Source organism: Lysobacter sp. A421 (genome assembly GCF_054052145.1).
Map to the genome: position 1 here is coordinate 604856 of NZ_JBSVRL010000002.1, position 23308 is coordinate 628163.

At 65.2% G+C, this 23308-nt stretch carries 23 protein-coding genes and 1 tRNA gene; 17 read left to right on the forward strand and 7 right to left on the reverse strand.

Annotated elements, in window-relative coordinates:
• Nucleotides 1–2: 2 nt before the first annotated feature.
• Nucleotides 3–686, reverse strand: a complete 684-nt coding sequence (locus ACW7G6_RS08155) for a response regulator transcription factor (RefSeq protein WP_456997996.1) — start codon at nt 684–686, stop codon at nt 3–5.
• Nucleotides 687–963: 277 nt separating this feature from the next.
• Here ACW7G6_RS08155 and ACW7G6_RS08160 point away from each other — a divergent pair, with 277 nt between their 5' ends.
• The 5 genes from ACW7G6_RS08160 (at nt 964) to ACW7G6_RS08180 (ending at nt 6319) form a co-directional block, all read left to right on the forward strand.
• Complete coding sequence (locus ACW7G6_RS08160) at nt 964–2394, forward strand: sensor histidine kinase (RefSeq protein WP_456997997.1); 1431 nt, start codon at nt 964–966, stop codon at nt 2392–2394.
• 143 nt (nt 2395–2537) lie between these two features.
• The gene (gene dusA / locus ACW7G6_RS08165) at nt 2538–3560 is read left to right on the forward strand and encodes a tRNA dihydrouridine(20/20a) synthase DusA (protein ID WP_456998140.1); all 1023 of its coding nucleotides are present in this window, start codon (nt 2538–2540) and stop codon (nt 3558–3560) included.
• 201 nt (nt 3561–3761) lie between these two features.
• Complete coding sequence (locus ACW7G6_RS08170) at nt 3762–4124, forward strand: PepSY domain-containing protein (RefSeq protein WP_456997998.1); 363 nt, start codon at nt 3762–3764, stop codon at nt 4122–4124.
• An 89-nt stretch (nt 4125–4213) separates the two neighbouring features.
• Nucleotides 4214–4897 carry a response regulator transcription factor gene (locus ACW7G6_RS08175; RefSeq protein ID WP_456962492.1) on the forward strand — a complete coding sequence of 228 codons (684 nt, stop codon included), beginning with the start codon at nt 4214–4216 and terminating at the stop codon, nt 4895–4897.
• A gap of 27 nt (nt 4898–4924) precedes the next feature.
• Entirely contained in the window at nt 4925–6319 is a 1395-nt protein-coding gene (locus ACW7G6_RS08180) for an ATP-binding protein (RefSeq protein WP_456978210.1), read from the forward strand.
• Nucleotides 6320–6371: 52 nt separating this feature from the next.
• Here the strand turns inward: ACW7G6_RS08180 and ACW7G6_RS08185 are convergent, their stop codons facing one another.
• Entirely contained in the window at nt 6372–7124 is a 753-nt protein-coding gene (locus ACW7G6_RS08185; protein ID WP_456997999.1) for a M90 family metallopeptidase, read from the reverse strand.
• Nucleotides 7125–7127: 3 nt separating this feature from the next.
• On the reverse strand, nt 7128–7367 hold the full coding sequence (locus ACW7G6_RS08190) for a hypothetical protein (RefSeq protein WP_456998000.1): 240 nt from the start codon (nt 7365–7367) through the stop codon (nt 7128–7130).
• A gap of 256 nt (nt 7368–7623) precedes the next feature.
• Here ACW7G6_RS08190 and ACW7G6_RS08195 point away from each other — a divergent pair, with 256 nt between their 5' ends.
• The 8 genes from ACW7G6_RS08195 to ACW7G6_RS08230 all read left to right on the forward strand — a co-directional run bounded on the left by ACW7G6_RS08195 (nt 7624) and on the right by ACW7G6_RS08230 (nt 13399).
• On the forward strand, nt 7624–8616 hold the full coding sequence (locus ACW7G6_RS08195; RefSeq protein WP_456978213.1) for a biotin--[acetyl-CoA-carboxylase] ligase: 993 nt from the start codon (nt 7624–7626) through the stop codon (nt 8614–8616).
• Entirely contained in the window at nt 8616–9377 is a 762-nt protein-coding gene (locus ACW7G6_RS08200) for a type III pantothenate kinase (RefSeq protein ID WP_456978214.1), read from the forward strand. Before ACW7G6_RS08195 ends, ACW7G6_RS08200 begins: the two co-directional genes overlap by 1 nt.
• Before the next feature lie 36 nt (nt 9378–9413).
• Nucleotides 9414–10133, forward strand: a complete 720-nt coding sequence (locus ACW7G6_RS08205; RefSeq protein ID WP_456998001.1) for a hypothetical protein — start codon at nt 9414–9416, stop codon at nt 10131–10133.
• 12 nt (nt 10134–10145) lie between these two features.
• Nucleotides 10146–10221: transfer RNA gene (locus tag ACW7G6_RS08210), tRNA-Thr, on the forward strand.
• A 15-nt stretch (nt 10222–10236) separates the two neighbouring features.
• Nucleotides 10237–11160 carry an arginase gene (gene rocF, locus ACW7G6_RS08215; RefSeq protein ID WP_456978216.1) on the forward strand — a complete coding sequence of 308 codons (924 nt, stop codon included), beginning with the start codon at nt 10237–10239 and terminating at the stop codon, nt 11158–11160.
• 173 nt (nt 11161–11333) lie between these two features.
• Nucleotides 11334–11498 (forward strand): entericidin A/B family lipoprotein, encoded by a 165-nt coding sequence (locus tag ACW7G6_RS08220; protein ID WP_456978217.1) that lies wholly within the window; start codon nt 11334–11336, stop codon nt 11496–11498.
• Between the two features lie 212 nt (nt 11499–11710).
• A complete protein-coding gene (locus ACW7G6_RS08225) occupies nt 11711–11911 on the forward strand; it encodes a CsbD family protein (RefSeq protein ID WP_456978218.1) in 201 nt (66 codons plus the stop codon).
• A 156-nt stretch (nt 11912–12067) separates the two neighbouring features.
• Nucleotides 12068–13399, forward strand: coding sequence for a tryptophan--tRNA ligase (locus ACW7G6_RS08230; RefSeq protein ID WP_456978219.1), 1332 nt, complete (start codon nt 12068–12070; stop codon nt 13397–13399).
• A 73-nt stretch (nt 13400–13472) separates the two neighbouring features.
• On the opposite strand, the gene ACW7G6_RS08235 is transcribed toward ACW7G6_RS08230, so the two are convergent.
• The 3 genes from ACW7G6_RS08235 to pdhA all read right to left on the reverse strand — a co-directional run bounded on the left by ACW7G6_RS08235 (nt 13473) and on the right by pdhA (nt 17033).
• Complete coding sequence (locus ACW7G6_RS08235; RefSeq protein ID WP_456978220.1) at nt 13473–14864, reverse strand: dihydrolipoamide acetyltransferase family protein; 1392 nt, start codon at nt 14862–14864, stop codon at nt 13473–13475.
• A 67-nt stretch (nt 14865–14931) separates the two neighbouring features.
• Nucleotides 14932–15963 carry an alpha-ketoacid dehydrogenase subunit beta gene (locus ACW7G6_RS08240; protein ID WP_456978221.1) on the reverse strand — a complete coding sequence of 344 codons (1032 nt, stop codon included), beginning with the start codon at nt 15961–15963 and terminating at the stop codon, nt 14932–14934.
• A complete protein-coding gene (gene pdhA / locus ACW7G6_RS08245; protein ID WP_456978222.1) occupies nt 15960–17033 on the reverse strand; it encodes a pyruvate dehydrogenase (acetyl-transferring) E1 component subunit alpha in 1074 nt (357 codons plus the stop codon). The genes ACW7G6_RS08240 and pdhA overlap by 4 nt, the downstream gene beginning before the upstream one ends.
• A 147-nt stretch (nt 17034–17180) precedes the next feature.
• Between pdhA and ACW7G6_RS08250 the strand changes: the two genes are divergently transcribed.
• Together ACW7G6_RS08250 and ACW7G6_RS08255 are read left to right on the forward strand one after the other, a co-directional pair.
• On the forward strand, nt 17181–18068 hold the full coding sequence (locus ACW7G6_RS08250; protein ID WP_456978223.1) for a tryptophan 2,3-dioxygenase: 888 nt from the start codon (nt 17181–17183) through the stop codon (nt 18066–18068).
• A gap of 218 nt (nt 18069–18286) precedes the next feature.
• A complete protein-coding gene (locus ACW7G6_RS08255) occupies nt 18287–19906 on the forward strand; it encodes a peptide MFS transporter (RefSeq protein WP_456978224.1) in 1620 nt (539 codons plus the stop codon).
• Between the two features lie 288 nt (nt 19907–20194).
• Here the strand turns inward: ACW7G6_RS08255 and ACW7G6_RS08260 are convergent, their stop codons facing one another.
• The gene (locus ACW7G6_RS08260) at nt 20195–20716 is read right to left on the reverse strand and encodes a MarR family winged helix-turn-helix transcriptional regulator (protein WP_456978225.1); all 522 of its coding nucleotides are present in this window, start codon (nt 20714–20716) and stop codon (nt 20195–20197) included.
• Nucleotides 20717–20857: 141 nt separating this feature from the next.
• Between ACW7G6_RS08260 and hppD the strand changes: the two genes are divergently transcribed.
• Both hppD and hmgA read left to right on the forward strand, forming a co-directional pair.
• Nucleotides 20858–21949 carry a 4-hydroxyphenylpyruvate dioxygenase gene (gene hppD, locus ACW7G6_RS08265; protein ID WP_456978226.1) on the forward strand — a complete coding sequence of 364 codons (1092 nt, stop codon included), beginning with the start codon at nt 20858–20860 and terminating at the stop codon, nt 21947–21949.
• Between the two features lie 47 nt (nt 21950–21996).
• Nucleotides 21997–23301 carry a homogentisate 1,2-dioxygenase gene (gene hmgA / locus ACW7G6_RS08270; RefSeq protein WP_456978227.1) on the forward strand — a complete coding sequence of 435 codons (1305 nt, stop codon included), beginning with the start codon at nt 21997–21999 and terminating at the stop codon, nt 23299–23301.
• The last annotated feature ends 7 nt before the right edge of the window (nt 23302–23308 follow it).

Sequence of the window (23308 nt, forward strand, 5' to 3'; positions counted from 1 at the left end):
GGTCAGACTGGCGTCAGGACGTAACCGATGCCCCGCACAGCGCGTAGTGGGAGCGCTTCGCCAGATTCGGAAATCACCTTCCGGCGCAGCCGGTGGACCAGCATTTCAAGGCGATGCGGGTCGAAGTCGTGCAGGTCAAGCGTGAGCTGCGTCGTGATGGTCGCGCGGGTGACGGCTTCGCTCGCCGATGCGAAGAGCAGGTGCAGCAGCATGCGTTCGGCTTGGGTCAATGGCACCCTGCGCCCGCTTGGAGCGACCACGCACCAACCCTCAAGGTCCAACTGCCACCCGGTGGCAGCAGGTCGGGTCGGCGGGGCAGTGGTCTCCGCGATCCGTCGCAGGACGCTCCGTACAGTGGCGGCCAGCACGCCGATGTCGACCGGCTTGGTGATGTAGGCATCCGCGCCCAGGTCCAACCCGCGGGCCTGATCCTGGTCTGAACGCAGACGTCCCGTCAGCATGATGATGCCGGCGTTTGTCAGCGTCCGGAGGTTGCGCGCCAGAGTGAAGCCGTCCTCGTCAGGTAGACCGACGTCGAGGATATACATCGAGTAGTCCCGCGACAGCATGCTGCGGTAGGCCTCAATGGCACTACCGACCCCGACCGTGACGAAGCCGGCGTCATGCAGGCCGGGCCTCAGGATTTCGTCACGCAATTCGGCGTCGTCCTCCACCACGAGGATCACCTGTCTGTCGTCAACCACGTCGTTGTCCTCTTGTCCCCGGCATGCAGTGCCGCTGTCACCGCATTAGACTTGCCGTCCCGCATCCTGATGCGCCGCTCGCACCAGTTTCCGCTCTACTCATCCTACGCGGGATTGCGCGTGCCCCCGGCTCGAATGCCCGCTCTGTGATACCCGTCACTTGTATGTCGTGTGTGCAGGAATGCAGGAGGATCGGGCAACGGCCGGCCTGCTGTAGAGTCGCTCCCTCGGCTGCATCCGAGCATGACGAGGGGCGTTCATGAGTACTGTTCTGCCTGCACCAATTCGCTGGATAGGCAATCCATGGCGGGCGTTGTCGGGGTGGCTGTCGCGCGCGCCCATCGACGGTCTGGTCGACCGGCGCAATGCGCCCATGCTGCAGGTCTTGTTGCTGTTGCTGGCGTTCACGCCCCCGTTGATGTGGCTGTATCGCATCTTTGGCGCCGACACCCCATGGCGCCCAGGTGAGACCGCCAGCCTGGTCACCAGCATCGTCATCAGCGTCTTCGCCCTGTTCGATCTGTGGCTGGTACGGCGCGGCCGCTTCCAGGGTGCGGTGCGATTGCTGATGGTGGTGCTCGCGGTCGGGACACTGCTGGGTTACCTCGGCAGCGGATTCGGCGCCAGTCGCTACGAACAGCCGATCCAGGCCGTGTGGCTGATCATCGCCGGACTGGTGATCGGCCGGCGTGCGTTGTGGTTGATGTACGGCTGGATGGTGCTGGCGTTCGCCGTTGGCAGCGTGGTGGATTTCCGTGCCATGGACAACGGCGACGCCGCGTTGGTCGCGGCCGTTGATTGCATCATCGCCGCGTTGATCTTCCTGTTCATCGCGATCGTGGTCGACCGCACGGTGGCCGCACTGCGCGAGAGCCTGCAGGCGGCAACGCTGCGCGGGGATGAACTCACTAGCAGCAACGAGCGACTGCAAGCCGAGATCCTCGAGCGCGAGCGCATCCACGGACAATTGATTCACGCCCAGAAGGTCGAGGCGGTAGGTCGGCTGGCCAGCGGGTTGGCGCACGACTTCAACCACCTGCTCGGACTGATCATCGGGCATGCGGAGCGGGGCCGGCGCGACGATAGCGACCCCGAGTCGCAGAGGAAGGCATTGGCAGGAGTGGAGTCGGCTGCACGCCGTGCGACCGCGATCAGCCAGAAGCTGCTGAACTTCAGCAGACGCGATGTCGCGATGCCGGAAACCTTCGATGCCAGCCAGGCGCTGCGTGACATGCAGCCGATGCTGCGGCAACTGTTCGACCCGACGGTGGCGATCCGGATGGACGTGCCGGAGCAGTCGCTGCCGATCCGCTTCGACCACGCGCAGTTCGACCTGATGATCCTCAACATTGCGGCCAACGCCAACCAGGCGATGGCCGACGGCGGCACTTTCCACGTCGAGCTGCATCCGCCAGCGGCGAAGGATCGGCTGGCGCTCGGCCTGCGCGACACCGGCCATGGCATGGACGAAGCTACCCGTGCGCGCGTGTTCGAAGCCTTCTTCACCACTCGGCCGGTGGGGCAGGGCACCGGGCTGGGCCTGGCCGTCGCCCACGACCTCATTGTCGATGCCGGCGGCTGGATTGAGGTGGACAGCATGCCCGGGGAGGGCACCACGGTCCGGATTGAACTGCCGCTGGAAGCGTCCACCGTGCCATCGCTTGATGCGGATTTGAGCCGTGTACCCTGACGAGCCGTCCTTGCGACGGCGGCTGACGATGGTCCCCATGGGTGCTACACAGCCTAGAATGTAGCTCTCGGTTAACAAAAAACCTCCGGAAACTCCCGTAAGTGGCCGAGAACGTGACCCCTGACAATGAGGCTGAAAGCTTGATAGGTCGGGGAAGAGCCCGCTATGAGGCGTCGCTGCGTCTTTCCGTCGCCCCGATGATGGACTGGACCGATACCCATTGCCGGGTGTTCCATCGTCTGCTCGCGCCGCATGCGCGGCTGTACACCGAGATGGTCCACGCCAATGCGGTGATTCACGGCAGCAAGACCGAGGAGGGCCGTGCGCGATTGCTGGCGCTCGATCCGGTCGAGCATCCGGTCGCCCTGCAACTGGGCGGCAGCGAGCCGGCACTGCTGGCCCAGGCGGCGCGGATCGGGGCCGATATCGGCTTCGATGAGGTCAACCTCAATTGCGGCTGTCCCTCCGACCGCGTCCAGGCCGGACGGTTCGGCGCGTGCCTGATGCGTGAGCCGGCGCTGGTCGCCGCGTCGGTCGCGGCCATGGTTGACGCGTGCAGCGTGCCGGTGACGGTGAAGTGCCGGCTCGGGGTCGATGATGACCACGACTACGAGCGCTTCCGCGCCTTCATCGACGAGGTTGCCGCCGCGGGCTGCCGGATGTTCGTGGTGCATGCGCGCAATGCCTGGCTCAAGGGCCTGTCGCCAAAGGAGAACCGCGAGGTGCCGCCGCTGCGTTACGACTGGGCGTACCGGATCAAGCGCGAGCGGCCCGACCTGCAGGTGATCGTCAACGGCGGCATCAACGAGGCGACCGAGGCGGGCGCGCACCTGGACCACGTCGACGGCGTGATGCTCGGCCGCGCCGCGTATCACGATCCTTACCTGCTGCACCGGCTTGACGCCGACTGGTTTGGCGGTGAGGTGCGCCCGCGTGCCGAGCTGTTGCGCCAGTTCAGGCCCTACGTCGAGAGCCAGCTTGAGCGAGGCGTCTATCTCAAGCACATTACCCGCCACCTGCTTGGCCTGTTTGCCGGTCAACGCGGCGGTCGGGCGTTCCGCCAGGTGCTCAGCGAGGGCGCACACAAGCCCGGCGCCGACTGGGGGCTGGTCGGGCGCGCGCTGACGGTCACCGAGTCGTTCCAGTCCGATGCCGCCACGGCCTGACCCTTCCTCCATCGCCTGGGCCTGCAAGGGGGCGCTGCGCTGCTGCGTGGGCGAGATCTATTGACGATGGGCGTCAATGCCCGGCGATACTGAACGGGACCGGGATGTGAAGAAAAAGTTCAGACCGGATTCACCGCCTCGTCACGAGAATGCAAGGCCCTCATCCAGTTGGCTGCGCCTGTTGCGCGGCCCCGGAGCGTCATGTCCCGCCGCGTCGTCATCTTCGCCTCGTTGATTGCCTTCATTGCCACGGCGATGGCGGGCGGTGATGCGTTGGCGCAGCGTACCCGTGACAAGGCGCGCGAGTCGGACCGGGCGGGTATCGAGCGCGGTCAGGCCAGACCGACGCAACGTCGCAGCCACGACAACGAGCGCGTCGCAGACCAGCGCGCGTTGTCCGAGGCCGTGCGTCGGGTGGAACGACGGACCGACGGCGAGGTGATCAGCGCCGAGCGGGTGCCGTACGATGGGCGTGACATCAATCGCATCAAGATCGTCGACTCCAGCGGGCGCGTCCGCGTGTATGTTGATGATCCGCGCAATCACGCTGCGCAGGGCGATTGACTGCGTACACGCCACGACAACAACTGAACAGCCATCCTGCGTCGTAACCTCCCCTGTTCAGGGCAGCCGACAGCACCCAAGGAGTAACCATGCGAATCCTGCTGGTAGAAGATGAAGCGCCGTTGCGCGAAACCTTGGCCGCGCGCCTCAAGCGCGAAGGCTATGCGGTGGACGCCGCGCAGGACGGAGAGGAGGGCCTGTACATGGGCCGTGAGGTGCCGTTCGACCTGGGCATCATCGACCTTGGCCTGCCCAGGATGTCGGGGATGGAGTTGATCAAGGCGCTGCGCGACGAGGGCAAGAAATTTCCGGTATTGATCCTCACCGCTCGATCGAGCTGGCAGGACAAGGTCGAGGGGCTGAAGCAGGGCGCGGACGATTACCTGGTCAAGCCATTCCATGTAGAAGAGCTGCTGGCGCGCATCAACGCGCTGGTGCGCCGCGCCGCGGGCTGGAGCAAACCCACCCTTGAGTGTGGCCCGGTAAGCCTGGACCTGGCCGCGCAGACGGTAAGCGTGGACGAGGTCAATGTCGATCTCACCAGCTATGAATACAAGGTGCTGGAATACCTGATGATGCATGCCGGCGAGCTGGTCTCCAAGGCTGACCTGACCGAGCACATCTACCAGCAGGACTTCGATCGTGACTCCAATGTGCTGGAAGTCTTCATCGGGCGGCTGCGCAAGAAGCTTGATCCCGAAGGCAGCCTGAAACCGATCGAGACCGTGCGCGGTCGGGGTTACCGCTTCGCCATCCCGCGCAGCGGCGAATAACCGCGCACCGGCGGTCACCCGCGCACGATGAGTCGGACCCAGCCGCGTTCGCTGCAGGCACGCCAACTGTTGGCCGCCAGCCTGGGCCTGGTGGCCTTCCTCGCCCTGGCCGGTGTCGCGCTCGATCGCGCGTTCCTGGAAACGGCGGAAAGCAACCTGTACCAGCGCATGCGCAGTTATGCCCTGGCGTATGCCGACAGCGACTTTGCCCGTGACGGCACGTTCATCCCGCCTTACATGCCACCGGACCCGCGTTTCGAGCGTCCGGGCAGTGGCCTGTACGCGGAAGTGGTATTGCCCAATGGCAGATGGGACTCCTCGTCCTCGGTCGGTCCGGTATTGCCCGATGGGAACCTGCTGGATGCGCGCCGGGAGACCTTCGAAGGGCCGTTGCAGATCACCGAGATCAATGGGCAGCCCGGACAGGCGTATCGCTATGGGCGTGGCCTGATCTACGCCGGTGGCGATGACCCGCGCGCCGAGTTCCCTTACACGATCTATATCCTGGAAGACACCACCGCGTTGAGCCGCCAGGTGGAGGTGTTCCGCGAAGCCTTGTGGCGGTATCTCGGTGGGGCAGGCCTAGTCTTGTTGTTGCTGCAAGGGCTGGTCCTGCGTTGGAGCCTGCATCCGCTGCGACGGGTGATCGAGGAACTCAAGCGGGTCCAGCGCGGCGCGATGTCGCGCATGAGTGAGCGCCACCCGCGCGAGCTGGAGCCGCTGGCCGAGAGCATCAACGCCTTTATCGAAAGTGAGCGCGAGAACCTCGATCAGCAGCGAAATACCCTGGCCGATCTCGCCCACAGCCTCAAGACACCGCTGGCGGTGCTGCGTGCGCGGCTGGAAGACGACGCGCCGGAGACCGAGCTGCGCGAGGACGTACTCACTCAACTGCAACGGATGAACGACCTGGTCTCCTATCAGCTTGCTCGCGCCGCATCCGGTGGCCATGCGCTGTTCTCGGCGCCGTTGGACATCGAGCCGCACGCCGAGCAACTGGTGCGCAGCCTGGAAAAGGTCTACGCGCACAAAAGCGTGTTGTGCGAGTTCGACATCGCCGAGGGAGTCCAGTTCAACGGCGAGCCCGGCGACCTGATGGAGTTGCTGGGCAATCTGTTGGAGAACGCATTCAAATGGGCCGATTCACGTGTGTTGCTGACCGTCAAGGCCGGTGGGGATGCGCCCAATCGCCGCCCTGGGGTGGTGATTGCGGTGGAAGACGATGGGCCGGGGATTGCGCCGGAGCAGGTTGCGCTGGTTTTGCAGCGCGGCGTGCGCGGCGACGAGCGGGTGCAAGGCCACGGCATTGGCCTGGCCATCGTGCAGGACATCGTGCGTGCCTATCGCGGGACCCTGGACGTGGCTGAATCCGCAGAGCTCGGCGGCGCCCGTTTCGAGATCCAGTTGCCTCCCCGCTTGTAGGCAAGCATGCGGTAAGCCGGGATGCCGTAAACGGGTGCGCTGTGCCCCGGCGCTATCGCGCAAACGGCGACGGGCCATAGAACCGCACCAGGTGTGCGGCCACCGCCGGCATCGCACGCGCCAGGCTTGCCGGGTCGCTGAAGTGGTACTCGGTCGCCACCGCGAAGAATTCTTCCGGAGCCTGCGCCGCATAGGCATCGATCGCGGTCTCCCGGCCAGCGTCGACCTGGGCGACCAATGTGTCGAAAGCGGCCTGGAAATCGCGCGCCCACTCACGTTGCCAGCGACGCGGCAGCGGCGGGGTGCCGTCAAGCACGCCGTCGAGGACATCGATCTTGTGGGCGATCTCATGCGCCGCCACGCAGTAGCCGGCGCGCGGATCGGCGCAGTCCGCCATCACGTCCGCCCACGAGAGAATTACCGGACCGGCATCCCAGGCCTCGCCGATCAACTCGTCCTGCCATTGGTGCAAAACCCCGGCCGCGTCGATGTGGCTGCGCTCGACCCGGAACGCGTCCGGATACATGATCAGTTGCGACCAACCCTGCAGGCCTTGCTCGCCAAACTCGATCAATGGCAAGCAGCACAGCGTCGCCAGCAGGCAGCGATCCGCCGGGCCCAGTTGCAGCGTGTCAATGGGGGTGATGGTCTTGGTGCGCAGGAAGCGCGACGCCAGCTGCCGCAACCGTGCCTCGCGTGGGGCATCCAGTCCGGCCAGCCATGGCAATGCGGCGCGGGTTTCGCGCCACAAGGTCGGGTCAATCGGGTCGGCAGGGCGCCATAAGCGACGCAGCAAATTGCTCAAGGATCAACGAAACATGCCCGGCACGAAGCTGTGCAACCGGATCGACGGCGAACGGTTGGAGGGGGTCTCGGTCTGGATGCCGGGCTTGATCTTGATGGTCTCGCTGCGGGCTGGAGTGCTGAGATGCATGGCCGGAGCGATCTCATCGGAATGCTGGCTGATGCCGTCATCCGGGCAGCCACCACCGTCGGGCGAGCTCATCTTGACCTCGCGCGCAGCCACGGTCGAACTAATCAGAAGCAACAGTAAGCACAGGGCGATCCGCAACATCTTGGAAACCTCGGCGCAGCGGGATTCTGATCCCGTCGATCCCCGACTATAACGCGAAAACCCGTGGGGTGTAGCAGCATCATGTTGCATCGCAACATGACAACGGTGGGGTGCCCGTGAGCCGGCACTGGTGCGCGTTCGCGCATAATCGAGCCATGTCTCCTTCCGTCCGTTCCTGTCGCCGGCCATTCGCTGTGCGGCCAAATCGCCCGGCAGCGGTGGCGCGCTGATGGACGAGCGGGCGTTGTTGAAGCGGTTGATCCAGGGGCCGGTATCGGGCGATGCGCTGGCACGCGACGGCGGCCAGACCCGCGCCGCGGTCTGGAAGCGCATTGAGGCGTTGCGCCGGGCCGGGGTGGCGATCGATGCCAAGCCGGGCCGTGGTTACCAGCTGGTCGGGCCGTTGGACCTGCTCGATAGCGACGCCATCATCGCGGGGCTGTCGGCGCCGGTGCGCGCGCGAATGGCGTCGTTGGAGCTGGCCTGGACGCTGGATTCGACCAACAGCGAATTGCTGCGCCGACCGTGCGCGGAAGACGGCGGCGCCACCGTGTTGCTGGCCGAGCGCCAGACCGGGGGCCGAGGCCGCCGCGGGCGGGATTGGCATTCGCCACTTGCCGCCCACCTGTATCTGTCGTTGTCGCGCGGCTTCACCGGTGGCCTGGCACGGCTCGGCGGCCTCAGCCTGGCGGCGGGGATTGCCAGTGTCGATGCGCTGCATGGACTGGGCTTCCGTCAGGTTCGCCTGAAATGGCCCAACGACCTGGTCGTGGCGGGACCCGACGGAAGCCTGCGCAAACTGGGAGGGCTGCTGGTCGAGGGAGGTGGCGAACACGCCGGACCGGTGCGGGCGGTGATCGGGCTGGGGCTGAACGTGCGCATGCCCGACGGCGACGCGAGCCGGGTCGATCAGCCCTGGTGCGATCTGTCCGGGTTACAGCAATCACCTTCGCGAAACGCCGTGGCTTCCGCATTGGTGGCAGAACTGGTGACAACGTTGGACGCCTTCGACCGCAGCGGACTGGGGCCGTTGTTGCCGCGCTACGCCGCGATGGATGCACTGGCAGGCGAAGCCATCATCTTGCGCGGCGAAGGCTGCGAGCAGACCGGCACGGCGATCGGCTTGGCGGCGGACGGTGCGTTGCGCGTACGGCTGGACGATGGCAGCGAGAAGTCGTTCCATTCCGGTGACGTCAGCGTGCGCCGGATCGGCGCCGACTGATGGTGCCAACCCCGCACTCGCCGCGACGTTGGCTGTTCGACCTGGGCAACAGCCGGCTCAAGTGCGCGCCGATGGAAGACGACGGCAGTGCCGGTGAGGTCGTCGCGATCGATCATCGTAACGACAACCTGGTTGCCGAGCTGGAGCGGCGCCTGCCCTCGCACATACCGGTCGCCTACCTGGCCAGCGTCGCCTCCGACGAATTGCGGGTGACCCTGTTGCAGGCGCTGTCGCCGCGGTGTGGGCGGATATCGATCGCCCGCACCTCGCGCGGTCGGCATGGGCTTCGAGTGGCCTACGCGGATCCCTCGCGGTTGGGTGTGGACCGGTTCCTGGCCATGCTCGCCACGCATGCACGCGGTGATGGTGCGGCGTTGGTGTGCGCGGTCGGTACCGCCTTGACCATCGACCTGATGGATGCCGAGGGGCTGCATCGCGGGGGCCGCATTGCCGCCTCGCCGAGCTTGATGCGCGAGGCCCTGCATCGGCGCGCACGGCAGTTGCCGGAGACGGGCGGGAATTATATCGAGTTCGCCGACGACACCCTCGACGCGCTGGTTTCCGGTTGCGAGGGCGCGGCGTTGGGGCTGATCGAGCGCAGCCTGGCCATGGCCCGTGAACAGTTGGACGTCGCTCCCACCTTGTACCTGCACGGCGGCGGCGCGCCGGCATTGTTGCCACGACTGCCGCAGGCGCGTTGGGTGCCACGGCTGGTACTGGACGGGCTTGCCCACTGGGCGCGGGTCGAGGATCCCGCCTGACCTCGCGCTGCGGCAAGGGATCGATACAATCGGCGGATGCTGATTCGCGCACTTGCCGTCCTTCTGGTGGTCCTCAACCTTGGCGTCGCCCTGTGGTGGGCGCTGCGTGTGCCTGCGCCCGCCGACGCGCCTGTCATTGCGGCCGGTGTCGCCCGTTTGCAACTGGTGACGGAGACACGGGCCGATCCAGCGATTGTCCAGGTGCCCTCGTCCGCGTCAGCGCAGCAGGTCCCGGCCGAGCCCAGCCAATGCGTTCGCTTTGGGCCATTCGCCGATGCCGGGGCGGCCAGGCAGGCGCAGTTTCGCCTGCAACCGCAGCTGCTGCGTGCCCGGACCCGCAGCTTGTCCGCGGGCACTCCACGCAGCTGGCAGGTGCTGCTGCCCCCATTGCCGAGCCGGGATGAAGCGCAGGACACCGCCAAGCGTGTGCTCGCCGCCGGCTTCAAGGACTACTACGTGATCGGTGACGGTGGCCAGGCCAATGCCATCTCGCTGGGATTGTTCGGCGGCGAGTCTTCGGCGCGCCAGCACGCCGCCAGGGTGGTCGCCGCCGGGTTTGCCGCGCGCGTCATCCCCATCGGCGCGGGACCGGCTGAGCACTGGCTGGACGCAGGCGCCGGGGAAGCATTTGACCCCGTCGACGCACAGGCAGTGATCGACGCCCCCCGCGTCGAGCCGATCGACTGCGAGGTGTTTGATGCCGACCTGCCGGCCGTATCGTCGGCCACGGATCAACCGACCCCGCCGCCGCGTTAGAATGACCGATTCGCCGGCTTAGCTCAGTTGGTAGAGCAACCGCCTTGTAAGCGGTAGGTCGTCAGTTCGACTCTGACAGCCGGCACCAAGTTCTGGAGGCACCATGAACCGTACCTATCGACCCGTCTCGATCATTGGCGCGCCCACGGACGTCGGGGCAGGGGACCGGGGGGCCCGGTTGGGGCCGGAGGCGCTGAGGATTGCCGGGATCGGCGAGGCACTGACGGCGCGCGGGATCGACGTGCTCGACCGCGGCAACCTGGAAGGCCCGCGCAACCCGTGGCAGGGGCCGGTCAATGGTTACCGCCACCTGCCTGAAGTCACCGAATGGAACCGGCTGGTAATGGAGGCGGTGCATGCCGAACTTGCCGCTGGCCGGATGCCGATCATGCTGGGCGGTGATCACGTCCTGGGCCTGGGCTCGGTGACGGCGGTCGCCCGTCATTGCCGCGAGACCGGCAAGACCTTGCGCCTGCTCTGGCTTGACGCCCATGCCGACTTCAATACCAGCGATGTCACTCCCACCGGCAACACCCATGGCATGCCGGTGTCCTGCCTGTGTGGGTTGGGCCCGCGCGAGTTGACCCACCTGGGGGGCGATGCGCCGGCGATCCAGCCGTCGATGGTTCGCCAGATTGGGATCCGCTCCGTTGACGAAGGCGAGAAGCAACTGGTCAAGAAGCATGGCCTGGACGTCTACGACATGCGTTACATCGATGAGGTCGGGATGAAGCAGGTCATGGAAGAGGCGCTGGACGGGATGGACGACAACACCCACCTGCACGTCAGCTTCGATGTCGACTTCCTGGATCCCAGCGTCGCGCCTGGCGTGGGCACCACCGTGCCGGGTGGCCCGACCTACCGCGAGGCGCAACTGGTGATGGAGATGATTGCCGACAGTGGGCGCATGGCGTCGCTGGATATCGTGGAACTCAACCCGATCCTGGACCGGGACAACATGACCGCGCTGGTCGCCGTCGACCTGGTGGAAAGCCTGTTTGGCAAATCCACCCTGATGCGCGGCTGAGCGAGCGCGGCCCGGGTTTTCTGAACGGTTACCGCAGCGGCCGCTGTTGGATTGGTCGCCGACCCCTTGCGGTGCACGCAGGCTTCACATGCCTTCGCGATGATGGTTTCACGGCTGCAGACAACGAGCGCGGCCCAATGTGTAACTGGATCATCTGTCCCGAGGAGAAACCCATGAAGCGATTGATTGCATTGATGTTGTTGTCCCTGTTTTCGATGGGCACCCTGACCGCCTGCCACACGATGGCCGGTGTGGGTGAAGACGTGCAGAAGGCCGGTGATGCAATTGAAGATGAGGCGGAAGGTCACATCGATTGCGATACCTCGACAGAGTGCTGATCGGTCGATTCGATTAGCAGGTTCGCTGCAAAAAGCCGGAGCAATCCGGCTTTTTGCATTTGCGGCAACGGGAGTTTTCACCGACGCCTGCGCTCGTCATCAGCAGATAACGCAACCGTGACGCGGCTTGAACGGGCCGACGACAATACTGGCGTCGCAGTGCTACGGCACTGTCAGCTCTTCCCTTCCCCCAAAAAGCGAGGACAACATCCATGAACAAGGACATCATCTCCGGCAAGTGGACCCAGCTCAAAGGCAAGGCGCAAGCCAAATGGGGCGACCTGACCGACGACGTTTTCGATGTCGCCGAAGGTAACGCCGACTACCTGTCGGGCAAGTTGCAGGAGAAATACGGTTACGACCGCGAACGTGCGGACCAGGAAGTGAAGGACTTCAGCCAGACCCTGGGCTGATCAGACAAGGGCCACGGGGCAACGAGGGTCGTGGTAACTACAGACGGGCCGGGAAACCGGCCCGTTTTCGTTGCGTCGCTCTACGTGGGCGCGAGTGGCCGTCGGTAAAAACCCGCTGCGGGTAAACTGGTCGGCCGTACTCCCAGTCGACTCACCATGCAGCACTCCCGCGTCCTCACCGGCATCACCACTTCTGGCACGCCGCACCTGGGCAACTACGTTGGCGCGATCCGCCCCGCCGTTGCTGCCAGCCGTATCGTCGGGGTGGAAAGCTTCTACTTCCTCGCCGATTACCATGCCCTGATCAAGGTGCAGGATCCGGCGCGGGTGCAGCGTTCAACCCTGGAGATCGCCGCGACCTGGCTGGCGTGTGGCCTGGAGCCGGACAAGGTCTGGTTCTACCGGCAATCCGACGTGCCCGAAACCACCGAGTTGACCTGGCTGCTGACCTGCGTTGCCGGCAAGGGGCTGCTCAACCGTGCCCACGCCTACAAGGCATCGGTCGACAAGAACCGCGAGACCGATGAGGACGACGATGCCGGGATCACCGCCGGCTTGTTCATGTACCCGGTGCTGATGGCGGCCGATATCCTGCTGTTCAACGCGCACAAGGTGCCGGTCGGCCGCGACCAGATCCAGCACATCGAGATGGCGCGCGACATCGGCCAGCGGTTCAACCATCTATATGGCGCGCCGATGGGTCGCGAGTATTTCACCTTGCCCGAGGCGCAGATCGAGGAGCAGGTAGCGACCCTGCCCGGCCTCGATGGTCGCAAGATGAGCAAGAGCTACGACAACACGATTCCGTTGTTCACTCCGCGTGCGCAATTGAAGAAGCTGATCTATTCGATCGTCACTGACTCGCGCGCACCCGGCGAGCCCAAGGATGCCGACGGCTCCAACGTGTTCCAGCTTTACCAGGCGTTCGCCTCCCCGGCGGAGACCGAGGCGATGCGCCAGGCGTTTGTCGACGGCATCGCCTGGGGCGAGGCCAAGCAGGCGCTATTCGAGCGTATCGATGCCGAGGTGGCGCCGCTGCGTGAGAAGTACGAAACGCTGATGGCGAAGCCGGCGGAGATCGAGGCGATCCTGCGCGATGGAGCGGCGCGCCTGCGAGTGGAGCGCGCCGCACCGGCACTGGCAACCCTGCGCGAGGCGGTCGGTTTGCGTGACCTGTCAAAGGCGTCTGCCGAAGCCGTCGGCAAGCTTGCCGTGAAGGGCGTGCTGCCGTCGCTCAAGCAGTATCGCGAAGGCGATGGCAGGTTTTATTTCAAGCTGGTCGATGGCGACCGCGTGCTGCTGCAAAGCGCGGGCTTTGATTCGCCGAAGGACGCCGGGCAGCGCATTGCTGCGCTCAAGCGCGAAGGTTTCGGGGGGGGCGATGCAACGCTGATGCTGGTCGATGGCGTGAGCGCCGACGAGGTCAGGGCGTCGCTCGGTCAGCTCGCCGCGGCCGAGGCCGACAAGGTCGCTGCAAGGAGCACCTGAGAGTGCCGGCCGTTATCCCCGCCGAAGCGGAGATAACGGCGTGGCGGTTTGAAACTCCGCGGTGTCGCGTGCCTCAGTTCGGCGCCGACAGGTCGTCCAGCAGTGCCTTCAGGAACCGCGCCGCTTCGCCGCCGGTGGCCGCGCGGTGATCGAAGGTCAGCGAGATCGGCATCCGGCGATGAACCTCGATGCCACCCATCACTGCGACCACGTCATGGGAGAGCTTGCCGGCACCGACGATGGCGACGGTCGGCGGCACCACCACCGGCGTCGCGTAGCGGCCGGCGAACATGCCGAAGTTGGACAGCGAGATGGTGTAGCCGGACAGTTCGCTGGCCGGGATCGAGCGATCCTCGACCTGCGCGCGCAGGCGCTTGATGGCGCCACGTACGCCGGTCGCATCGAGCATGTCGGCATTGCGCAACGCCGGCACGAACAAGCCGTCGTCGGTGTCCACGGCGATGCCGATATCGACATGCGGGTGCATCGTGCGCACCAGCTTGTCGCCGTCGAACCAGGCATTGAGCGCCGGCACTGCCTTGCAGGCCGCAACGATCGAGCGGATCAGACGCGCGGTGATGTCCTGTTTGCCGATCCAGGCGTGCAGGTCGGCGTCGTCGACCAGCGTGGTGGGCACCACCTTGGCGTGGGCGTCGGCCATGACCCGGGCCATGTTGCGGCGCACGCCCTTGAGCTGCTCGGGCTGGCCACTGGCGGGCACGCCTGGCGGCTGGGTACGCATCGGCTTGCCGGCCTGCGACAGGGTGCTGCGTTGCGCCGGTACGGGGGACGGTGCCGGCGCGCGATCGGCGGCACGCGCCACCGGAGCGGAGCCGAGCTTGGCCGAGCCATCCGCGGCCGCCTGCTTGACGTCGCCCATGGTGATCACGTCATCGGCGCCGGTGGCGGTGACTTGTGACAGGTCGACCTTGAGCTTGCGCGCCAGCGCGCGAACCGCCGGCATCGCCTTGACCCCGCCAGCGTTGCTGGCCTGCTCGCTACGGACCGTGTCGGAGGATTGCATCGCACCGACCACGGTACCGCTGTCCTTGCGCGGCTCGCCCTTGGGTGCCTCGCCGTTCTCCTCGATGGCGCCGCCTTCGTCGGAGGCCACGACCTTGTTGTCCGGCGCCGGGTCCGGGCTGCCGACACTGGTGTCGGGTTGCGCACCACCGTGGCCATGGCCGGTGTCCTGGCCCGCCGCGCGCTGTGGCATCGAGGGGTCGACTTCGAACTGCGCCAGCATCGCGCCGGTGATGATCACGTCGCCAGCCGCGCCGGCCAGCTTCAGCACCTTGCCGGAGACCGGCGAGGGCACCTCGACGATTGCCTTGGCGGTCTCCATCGACACCAGGGCGTCATCCAGACGGATCGTGTCGCCGACCTTGACCGACCATTCCACGATGGTGGCGTCAGGCAGGCCTTCACCGAGGTCTGGCAGGTAGAACGTGTTCTGTGCGGTCATGAGCATTAGTCTTCGTCAAGAATGATCGTCATTCCCGCGGACGCGGGAATCCAGTGCCTCGTTTGCCTCAGCCGGCGGCCATTGCGCGCTTCGCCGCCTCGACCACGCGAGCAACGCTGGGCAGGTATTTCATCTCCAGCCGGAACAGCGGGATGTGGGTGTCGTAGCCGGTGACGCGCTCGACCGGCGCGACCAGGTCGTACATCGACTCCTCGGCCAGGCGGGCGGCGATCTCGGCACCAAAACCGGCGGTCTTCGGGGCCTCGTGCACGATCACACAACGGCCGGTCTTGCTGACCGACTCGGCAATCGTGGCGAAGTCCAGCGGACGCAGCGTGGCCACATCGATGACCTCGGCGCTGATGCCTTCCTCGGCCAGCTTGTCGGCGGCCTCCAGGGCCTCCTTGACCTGCGCGCCCCAGGTCACCAGGGTCACGTCGGTGCCGTCACGCAGCACGTAGCACACGTCCAGCGGCAGCGCCTCGCCGTCGTCGGGCACCAGCTCCTTGTACTGCCGGTAGATGCGCTTGGGCTCGAAGAAGATCACCGGATCGGGTTCGCGGATCGCCGCCAGCAACATGCCGTAGGCGCGCTGCGGCGAGGACGGCATGACCACGCGCAGGCCGGGCACGTTGGTGAAGATCGACTCGTTCGCCTCGCTGTGGTGCTCCGGCGCGCGGATGCCGCCACCCCACGGCACCCGCAGCACCATCGGGCAGGTCAGCCGGCCGCGGGTGCGGTAGCGCATGCGCGCGGCGTGGCAGACGATGAAGTCGACCATCGGGTACATGAAGCCGTCGAACTGGGCCTCGGCCACCGGCTTCATGCCCTGGCTGGCCATGCCGACGGTGAGGCCGGCAATGGTGGTCTCGTCCAGCGGCGTGTCGATGATCCGCTCGGAGCCGAACTGCGCGTGCAGGCCGGCAGTGGCGCGGAACACGCCGCCGTTGACACCGACGTCCTCGCCCAGCACCACGACGGCGTCGTCGGCGCGGATCTCGTAGGCCAGCGCCTGGGTGATCGCCTCGATCAGGGTGATGGCGACAGCGGCCTTGGGCGTTTCGGCGGCCTTGCTGGCCGGTTTGGTGGTGGTGCTCATGCGCGGCCCTCCCGGTCGATGGCTTGTTGGCGTTGTTCCAGCAGGTCGGCCGGTGGATCGGCGTAGAGATAATCGAACATCGCTTCCACCGGCTGTACCGGGGTCTCCAGATAGGCGTTGATCTCGATGTCGACCAGGCGGCCGCACTCCTCGATCCAAGCGGTTTCCTCGGCCTCCGACCACAGGCCCTGGTCGGTGAGGTAGGTCCGCAGGCGCAGCATCGGCTCGCGGGTCCAGCCGGCCTTGACCTCGGCGTCGTCGCGGTAGCGGGTCGCATCGTCGGCGGTGGTGTGGTCGTGCAGGCGGTAGGTCATGAACTCGATCACGCTGCCGCCGCCACCGCTGCGGGCGCGCTCGGTGGCCCGGCGCATGGCTTCCAGCACCGCGATCAGATCGTTGCCGTCCACCTGCAGGCAATGCAGGCCGCCGGCAATGCCCTTCTGGGCCAGCGTCTCCGCGCCGGTCTGGGAGCTGCGAGGCACCGAGATCGCCCAGCCGTTGTTGATCACGCACAACACCAGCGGCGACTTGAAAGCACCGGCCGAGTTCAACGCGGCGTAGAAATCGGTCTTCGACGAGCCACCATCGCCGCAGCAGGCCACCGCGACGCGGTCGAGCTTGCGCAGCTTGAACGACAGCGCCGCGCCGGCCGCCATCAGGCATTGGGTCGAGATCGGCACGCACCACGGATAGTCGTGCGGGGCGTGGGCAAAATCATTGCCGCGCTCATCGCCACCCCAGTACAGCAACACTTCGCGCGGCTGTACGCCGCGCATGAACTGCGCGCCGTACTCGCGGTAGCTGGGAGCGAAAACGTCTTCAGGGCGCATCGAGGCGCCGATGCCGACGTGGGTGGCTTCATGGCCAAGGCTTGCGGCGTAGGTGCCCAGCTTGCCGGTCCGCTGCAGCTTGATGGACTTGCTGTCGAAGGTGCGCACGAACAGCATCTGCTTGAACAATGGCAGCAGCGCCTTGGGGTCGCGAAACGCCTCTGGCAACTCACCGACCGGCTTGCCGTCCTCGCCAAGGTATTGCAGGTACTCGATTTCAAATGTCGCAGCGACCGTCATTACGATGTTTCCCGGGACCATACGAAGGGCGCCAATCATACCCGGCCCGGTGAAAAAAGCCGTTGTGTGGTGCGGCAAGCGGGGTCAGGGCGTGGCAGTTGGGGCAGGCCCATGCGCTACCCTTGCCGTCCACCTGAGGAGCATGCGATGAGCGCGGACAAGAACGAGCGCCAGCTGGAAACCGGCATCCATACCGATTTGTCGGGACGGATGAGTTATGCGGGATACCTGCACCTGGACCGGCTGTTGGATGCACAGCATCCGTTGTCCAGTCCGGCCGAACATGACGAGCTGTTGTTCATCGTCCAGCACCAGGTCTCCGAGCTGTGGATGAAGTTGATGATCCACGAGCTCAAGGCCGCCGCCGGGCACCTGCGCGACGATAAAGTGGGCGCTTGCCAGAAGGCGTTGGCGCGGTGCAAGAAGGTGCTCCATCAGCTGACCGAGATGTGGTCGGTACTGGAAACGCTGACGCCATCGGATTACATGCGGTTCCGCGACATCCTGGGGCCGTCGTCGGGTTTCCAGTCGCTGCAGTACCGCCAGATCGAGTTCCTGCTGGGCAACAAGAATGCCGCGATGCTGAAGGTGTTCGCGCACGATCCGGAGGCGGAGGCGAACTTGCGTGAGGTGCTGGAAAACCCCGGGCTGTATGACGAAGCGCTGAGCTATCTGAGCCGCCATGGCCATGCCGTGCCGGCGCATTTGTTGCAACGTGACTGGTCGCTGGCGCATGTGTCCGATCCCGGGCTGATCCCGGTGTTCGCGCGCATCTACGAGGATTCGGCGACCCATTGGCAGGCCTACCACCTGTGCGAGGACCTGGTAGACCTGGAAAGCCAGTTCCAGCTGTGGCGGTTCCGGCACATGAGCACGGTGTTGCGGATCATCGGCTTCAAGCGCGGTACCGGAGGGTCGTCGGGTGTGGGCTTCCTCAAGCAGGCGCTGGAGTTGACGTTCTTCCCCGAGCTGTTCGAGGTTCGCACCACCATTGGCACCAAACCGGGCAGCGCGCCCGCCGCGGCCGGCCCGTAACCGGATCACATCGGACACATGTCCCCGACGAATTGTTGCATTGCATCATGACCCCGTTCATTTGACGGACACGCAGGGAACCGGTTACACCTACGCGCTTCCGCCCGGTGCGAGTGCCGGGTGGTCCGCTCCGTACTGCGTGCCGTGAAGCGGCCAGTGCAAGTCCAGACAGACGGCCCGCAAGGCAGTCGACCACCGTTTCAGGAGTAGCAAAACCAGTGGCCAGCAATCCAGCACCGTTCGGGGAAGGCAAGACCTTCCTGGGCCATCCGCGCGGTCTTTTCGTACTGTTCTTCGCCGAGATGTGGGAGCGCTTCTCCTACTACGGCATGCGCGCGATCCTGATCTTCTATTTGCTGCAGCACTGGCTGTTCGCGGAAGAAAAGGCGTACATCATCTACGGCGCGTACACCGCGCTGGTCTACATCACCCCGGTGGTGGGCGGTTACATCGCCGATCGCTGGCTCGGGCAGCGCAAGGCGGTACAGTTCGGCGCCATCCTGCTGGTGATCGGCCACGGACTGATGGCGTTCGAAGGGCCCGGACCGGCAAGCGGCCTGGGTGCGGCGGAGATGCAGGGTTCGGCCTACATCGAGGTGTTCTGGCTGGCACTGGCCTTCATCATCATGGGCGTCGGCTTCCTGAAGGCGAATATTTCGGTGATCGTGGGTCAGTTGTACGGCCAGGGCGATCCGCGTCGCGACCCGGCGTTCACGATCTTCTACATGGGCATCAACCTCGGCGCGGCCCTGGGTTCGTTGCTGGTTGCCTACCTGGGACAGACCTACGGCTGGGGTTGGGGCTTCGGCGCCGCTGGTGTCGGCATGCTCCTCGGCTTGATCGTGTTCGTCTGGGGGCGGCCGCACTTGCTCGGTCACGGTGAAGCGCCCGACACCGACGCGCTCAAGCGCCCGGTGCTGGGTGTTCCCCTGGAGTGGATGGTCTACGTGTCTGGCCTGGTCGGAGTGGTGATCGTCTGGGCGCTGGTCCAGTACCAGTCCGTCGTCGGTGGGCTGTTGGGCCTTACGGGCGCGGCCGTGGTGGCATGGTTTCTGTACAACGCGGTGTTCAAGCTGGACAAGATCGATCGCGACCGGATTCTCGCGGCGCTGTTCCTGATCGCGCTGCAACCGCTGTTCTGGGCGCTGTTCGAGCAAGCCGGTTCCTCGCTGAACGTCTATACCGATGAAAACGTCAACCGGGAGCTGTTCGGGTGGACCGTGCCATCGGGCATGTTCCAGTCGCTCAACGCGATCTACATCATCCTGCTGGCACCGATGTTCGCCTGGCTGTGGCTATCGCTGGCAAGGCGTGGTCTGGAACCATCGACGCCGGCCAAGTTCGGCCTTGGCCTGATTCAGCTCGGCGCCGGGTTCCTGGTGCTCGTGGCCGGCGTGGTGGCGACCGGGACCGGCAATCCGACCCCGGTGATCTTCATCTTCCTGATCTACCTGCTGCACACGATGGGTGAGTTGTGCCTGTCGCCGGTGGGTTTGTCGGCCATGACCAAGCTGGCGCCGGCCAGCATGGTGAGCCTGATGATGGGTACGTGGTTCCTGGCCAGCGCGGCAGGCAACTTCATCGCCGGGTTGATTGCCCAGGCGACCAGTGGCAGTGCGGCCGGCGCCATCGAGGGAGCGACGCCGGTGATGGACGTGTATGGCCGGATTGGTTGGATCGCGATCGGTGTCGGTGTCGTGGTGATCCTGATCTCGCCATTCATCAAACGCCTGATGCATGAAGACGTCAAAGACCACCACAACCAGGAGTTGGCCGGTCAGAGCGAAATCGGCGAGCCGGCAGCGGCCGGTACCCGTCCGGACAAGGAACTCAGGTAACACCAGTCCGGTCTGAGCGCGGCCGGTGAATCGGCCGCGCAATCAAAAAGAAAACGGCGACCTCGGTCGCCGTTTCTGTTGATGCCTGCTAGTCATCCCGCTCTTGCCCGTCATCCCGCTCTTGCTCGTCATCCCCGCGAAGGCGGGGATCCATGGACGTGGACCCGTGAAAAGCAACGTCCCTAGGCTCCCGCCTTCGCGGGAGTGACGGTGCTCTGAGATGACGTCCCCAGGCTCCCGCCTTCGACCGCAGGAAGTCCAGTCGGACGCGGGAGTGACGACACTTGCTCAGACATCAGACGTTCCCTGCGACTGCGCCGCAGCGACGTCGATCTCCATCTCGTCCAGGCGATCCAGCCACTGGAACAACTGCTTGCGTTGTGCCGGGTCCATGCCGCCGAACAGGCGTTGCTCGAACTCCAGTGCCATCGGGGCCACCTCGTCGTAAACCCGATAGCCGGCCGCGCTCAGGCGCAGTATCGAGCGCCGACGGTCGTTCTCGTGCAGCGTCCGCTCCAGCCAGTCGGCCTCGATCAGTCGCGCTACCGCCCGGCTGACGGCGACCTTGTCCATCGCGGTGCGCTGGGTGACCTGGTTGGCCGACAGGTCCGGGTACCTTCCCAGCACCGCCATGACCCGCCATTCGGTCATCGCCAGCGAAAACCGGTCTGCATACAGTTGTGCGATTGCCGTGCTGAGCCGGTTGGACAACACCGACAGCCGGTAGGGGAGGAAATGCTCCAGATCGAGTTGTGCATGATCCAGTTGTGGATGACCGCGTTGTGCGGGGCCCGGCTGGTCGCTGTTCATGTTGCACTGCGCCTTGCTTATGGTTTCATATGAAACTATAACTCCAAGTAGCGAGTCTGATGCAAAGCCCGCACATTCCGATGCGCGAGGCGTCCCGATATCCGGTCAATAGTCCGGCCAACGTAATTCCAGGAGTCCCCCATGAGCGCCCAGCCCAACCTTGGCATGCAAGTCACCACGTTCGAAAACCCGCTTGGCATCGACGGCTTCGAGTTCGTCGAGTTCGCCGCGCCCCAAGGTCAGGGCGAGCAGCTGCATGAGTACTTCCGCAAGATGGGCTTCACCGCGGTGATGCACCACAAGACCCGTCCGATCACGCTGTACCGCCAGGGCGGGGTGAACTTCCTGGTCAACGACGACCCCGACAGCTTCGCGGCCGATTTCGCCAAGGCCCACGGCCCGTGCGCGACCGGTTTTGCGATCCGCTTCAAGCAACCGGCCGACAAGGTCTGCCAGACCGTGCTCGGCAATGGAGGCGAGGCGGTGACGGACAAGGCCGACACCAAGGCAGTGGACGCGCCGGTGGTGAAGGGCATCGGCGATTGCATGCTGTACCTGGTCGATCGCTATGGCGACAAGGGCAGCGTCTATGAGGACTTCCTGCCGGTGCAGGGCGCCGACCAGGACCCGAAGGGGTTCGGCCTGACCTTCATCGACCACCTGACCCACAACCTGTACTTCGGCAACATGGCCAAATGGTCGGAGTACTACGAGAAGCTGTTCAACTTCCGCGAGATCAAGTACTTCGACATCAAGGGCGCCAAGACCGGTCTGGTGTCCAAGGCGATGACGGCGCCGGACGGCGTGGTGCGCATCCCGCTCAACGAGTCCAACGATCCCAAGAGCCAGATCAACGAGTACCTGGACGCCTACAAGGGCGAGGGCATCCAGCACATCGCCTGCTTCACCGACGACATCTACGGGACCGTCGAGGCGATGCGCGCGGCGGGGATCGAGTTCCTCGACACCCCGGACACCTATTTCGATGTGATCGACCAGCGCGTTCCGAACCACGGCGAGGACGTGCCGCGCCTGCAGAGGAACAAGATCCTGCTCGACGCCGACCTGGAAACCAAGAAGCGCCTGCTGCTGCAGATCTTCACCACCAATGCGATCGGCCCGATCTTCTTCGAGATCATCCAGCGCAAGGGCAACGAAGGTTTCGGCGAAGGCAACTTCCAGGCGCTGTTCGAGAGCATCGAGCGCGACCAGATCAAGCGCGGCGTGCTGTAGATCGGCGTGCTGTAAACCGTACGGTAAAACAAGGGTCGCAATTCGCCATGAAGTCGAACGGTTATCAATCGGGGTTTGGCAACGAGTTCGCGACCGAGGCGGTGGCGGGGTCGCTGCCGGTCGGTCGCAATTCGCCGCAGAAGGTCGCCCATGGCCTGTACGCCGAGCAGTTGTCCGGCACCGCGTTCACGGCACCGCGCCACGTCAACCGCCGCAGCTGGCTGTACCGGATTCGCCCGGCGGCGATGCACGGGCCGTTCTCGCTGCATGAGCAGCCGCGGCTGCACAGTGACTTCCAGTCCGGACCGGTCACCCCGGACCAGTTGCGTTGGGATCCATTGCCACTGCCCGAGCAAGCCACCGACTTTGTCGATGGCTTGTTCACGGTGGCCGGCAACGGGTCGCCCAGCGCCCAGACCGGCATCGGCATCCATCTGTACGCCGCCAACCGGTCGATGCAGGGGCGGTTTTTCTACGATGCCGATGGCGAACTGCTGATCGTCCCGCAGCTCGGCCGGCTGCGCATCGCCACCGAGTTGGGGGTGCTGGAGGTCGAGCCGCAGGAGATCGCGGTGATTCCGCGCGGGCTGCGGTTCCGGGTCGAGTTGCTCGATCCGCAGGCGCGCGGCTACGTGTGCGAGAACTTCGGCGCGCTGCTGCAGTTGCCCGACCTGGGCCCGATCGGCAGCAATGGGCTGGCGAATCCGCGTGACTTCCTGACCCCGAACGCGGCCTTCGAGGATATCGATGCCCCGGCCGATGCGCCGTTCGAGCTGATCGGCAAGTTCCAGGGCCACCTGTGGCGTGCGGATATCGACCACTCGCCGCTGGATGTGGTCGGCTGGCACGGCAACTATGCGCCGTACAAATACGACCTGCGCCGGTTCAACGCGATCGGCTCGATCAGTTTCGACCACCCCGACCCGAGCATCTTCCTGGTGTTGCATTCGCCCAGCGACACGCCCGGCACCAGCAACATCGATTTCGCGATCTTCCCGCCGCGCTGGCTGGTGGCCCAGGACACGTTCCGGCCGCCGTGGTTCCATCGCAACATTGCCAGCGAGTTCATGGGGCTGCTGCACGGCGCCTACGATGCGAAGGCGGAGGGTTTCGCACCCGGGGGATGCTCGCTGCACAACTCGATGACCGGCCACGGTCCCGATGCGGCAACCTTTGACAAGGCGAGTGGTGCCGAGCTGGACAAACCCGATGTGATTACCGACACGATGGCATTCATGTTTGAGACCCGTGCGGTGATCCGGCCCACCAGCCAGGCATTGGCGGTGCCGCATCGCCAACGCGACTATCAGGCCTGTTGGTCCGGCCTGCAGAAGCACTTCGATCCTGGTTGAGTCCGGC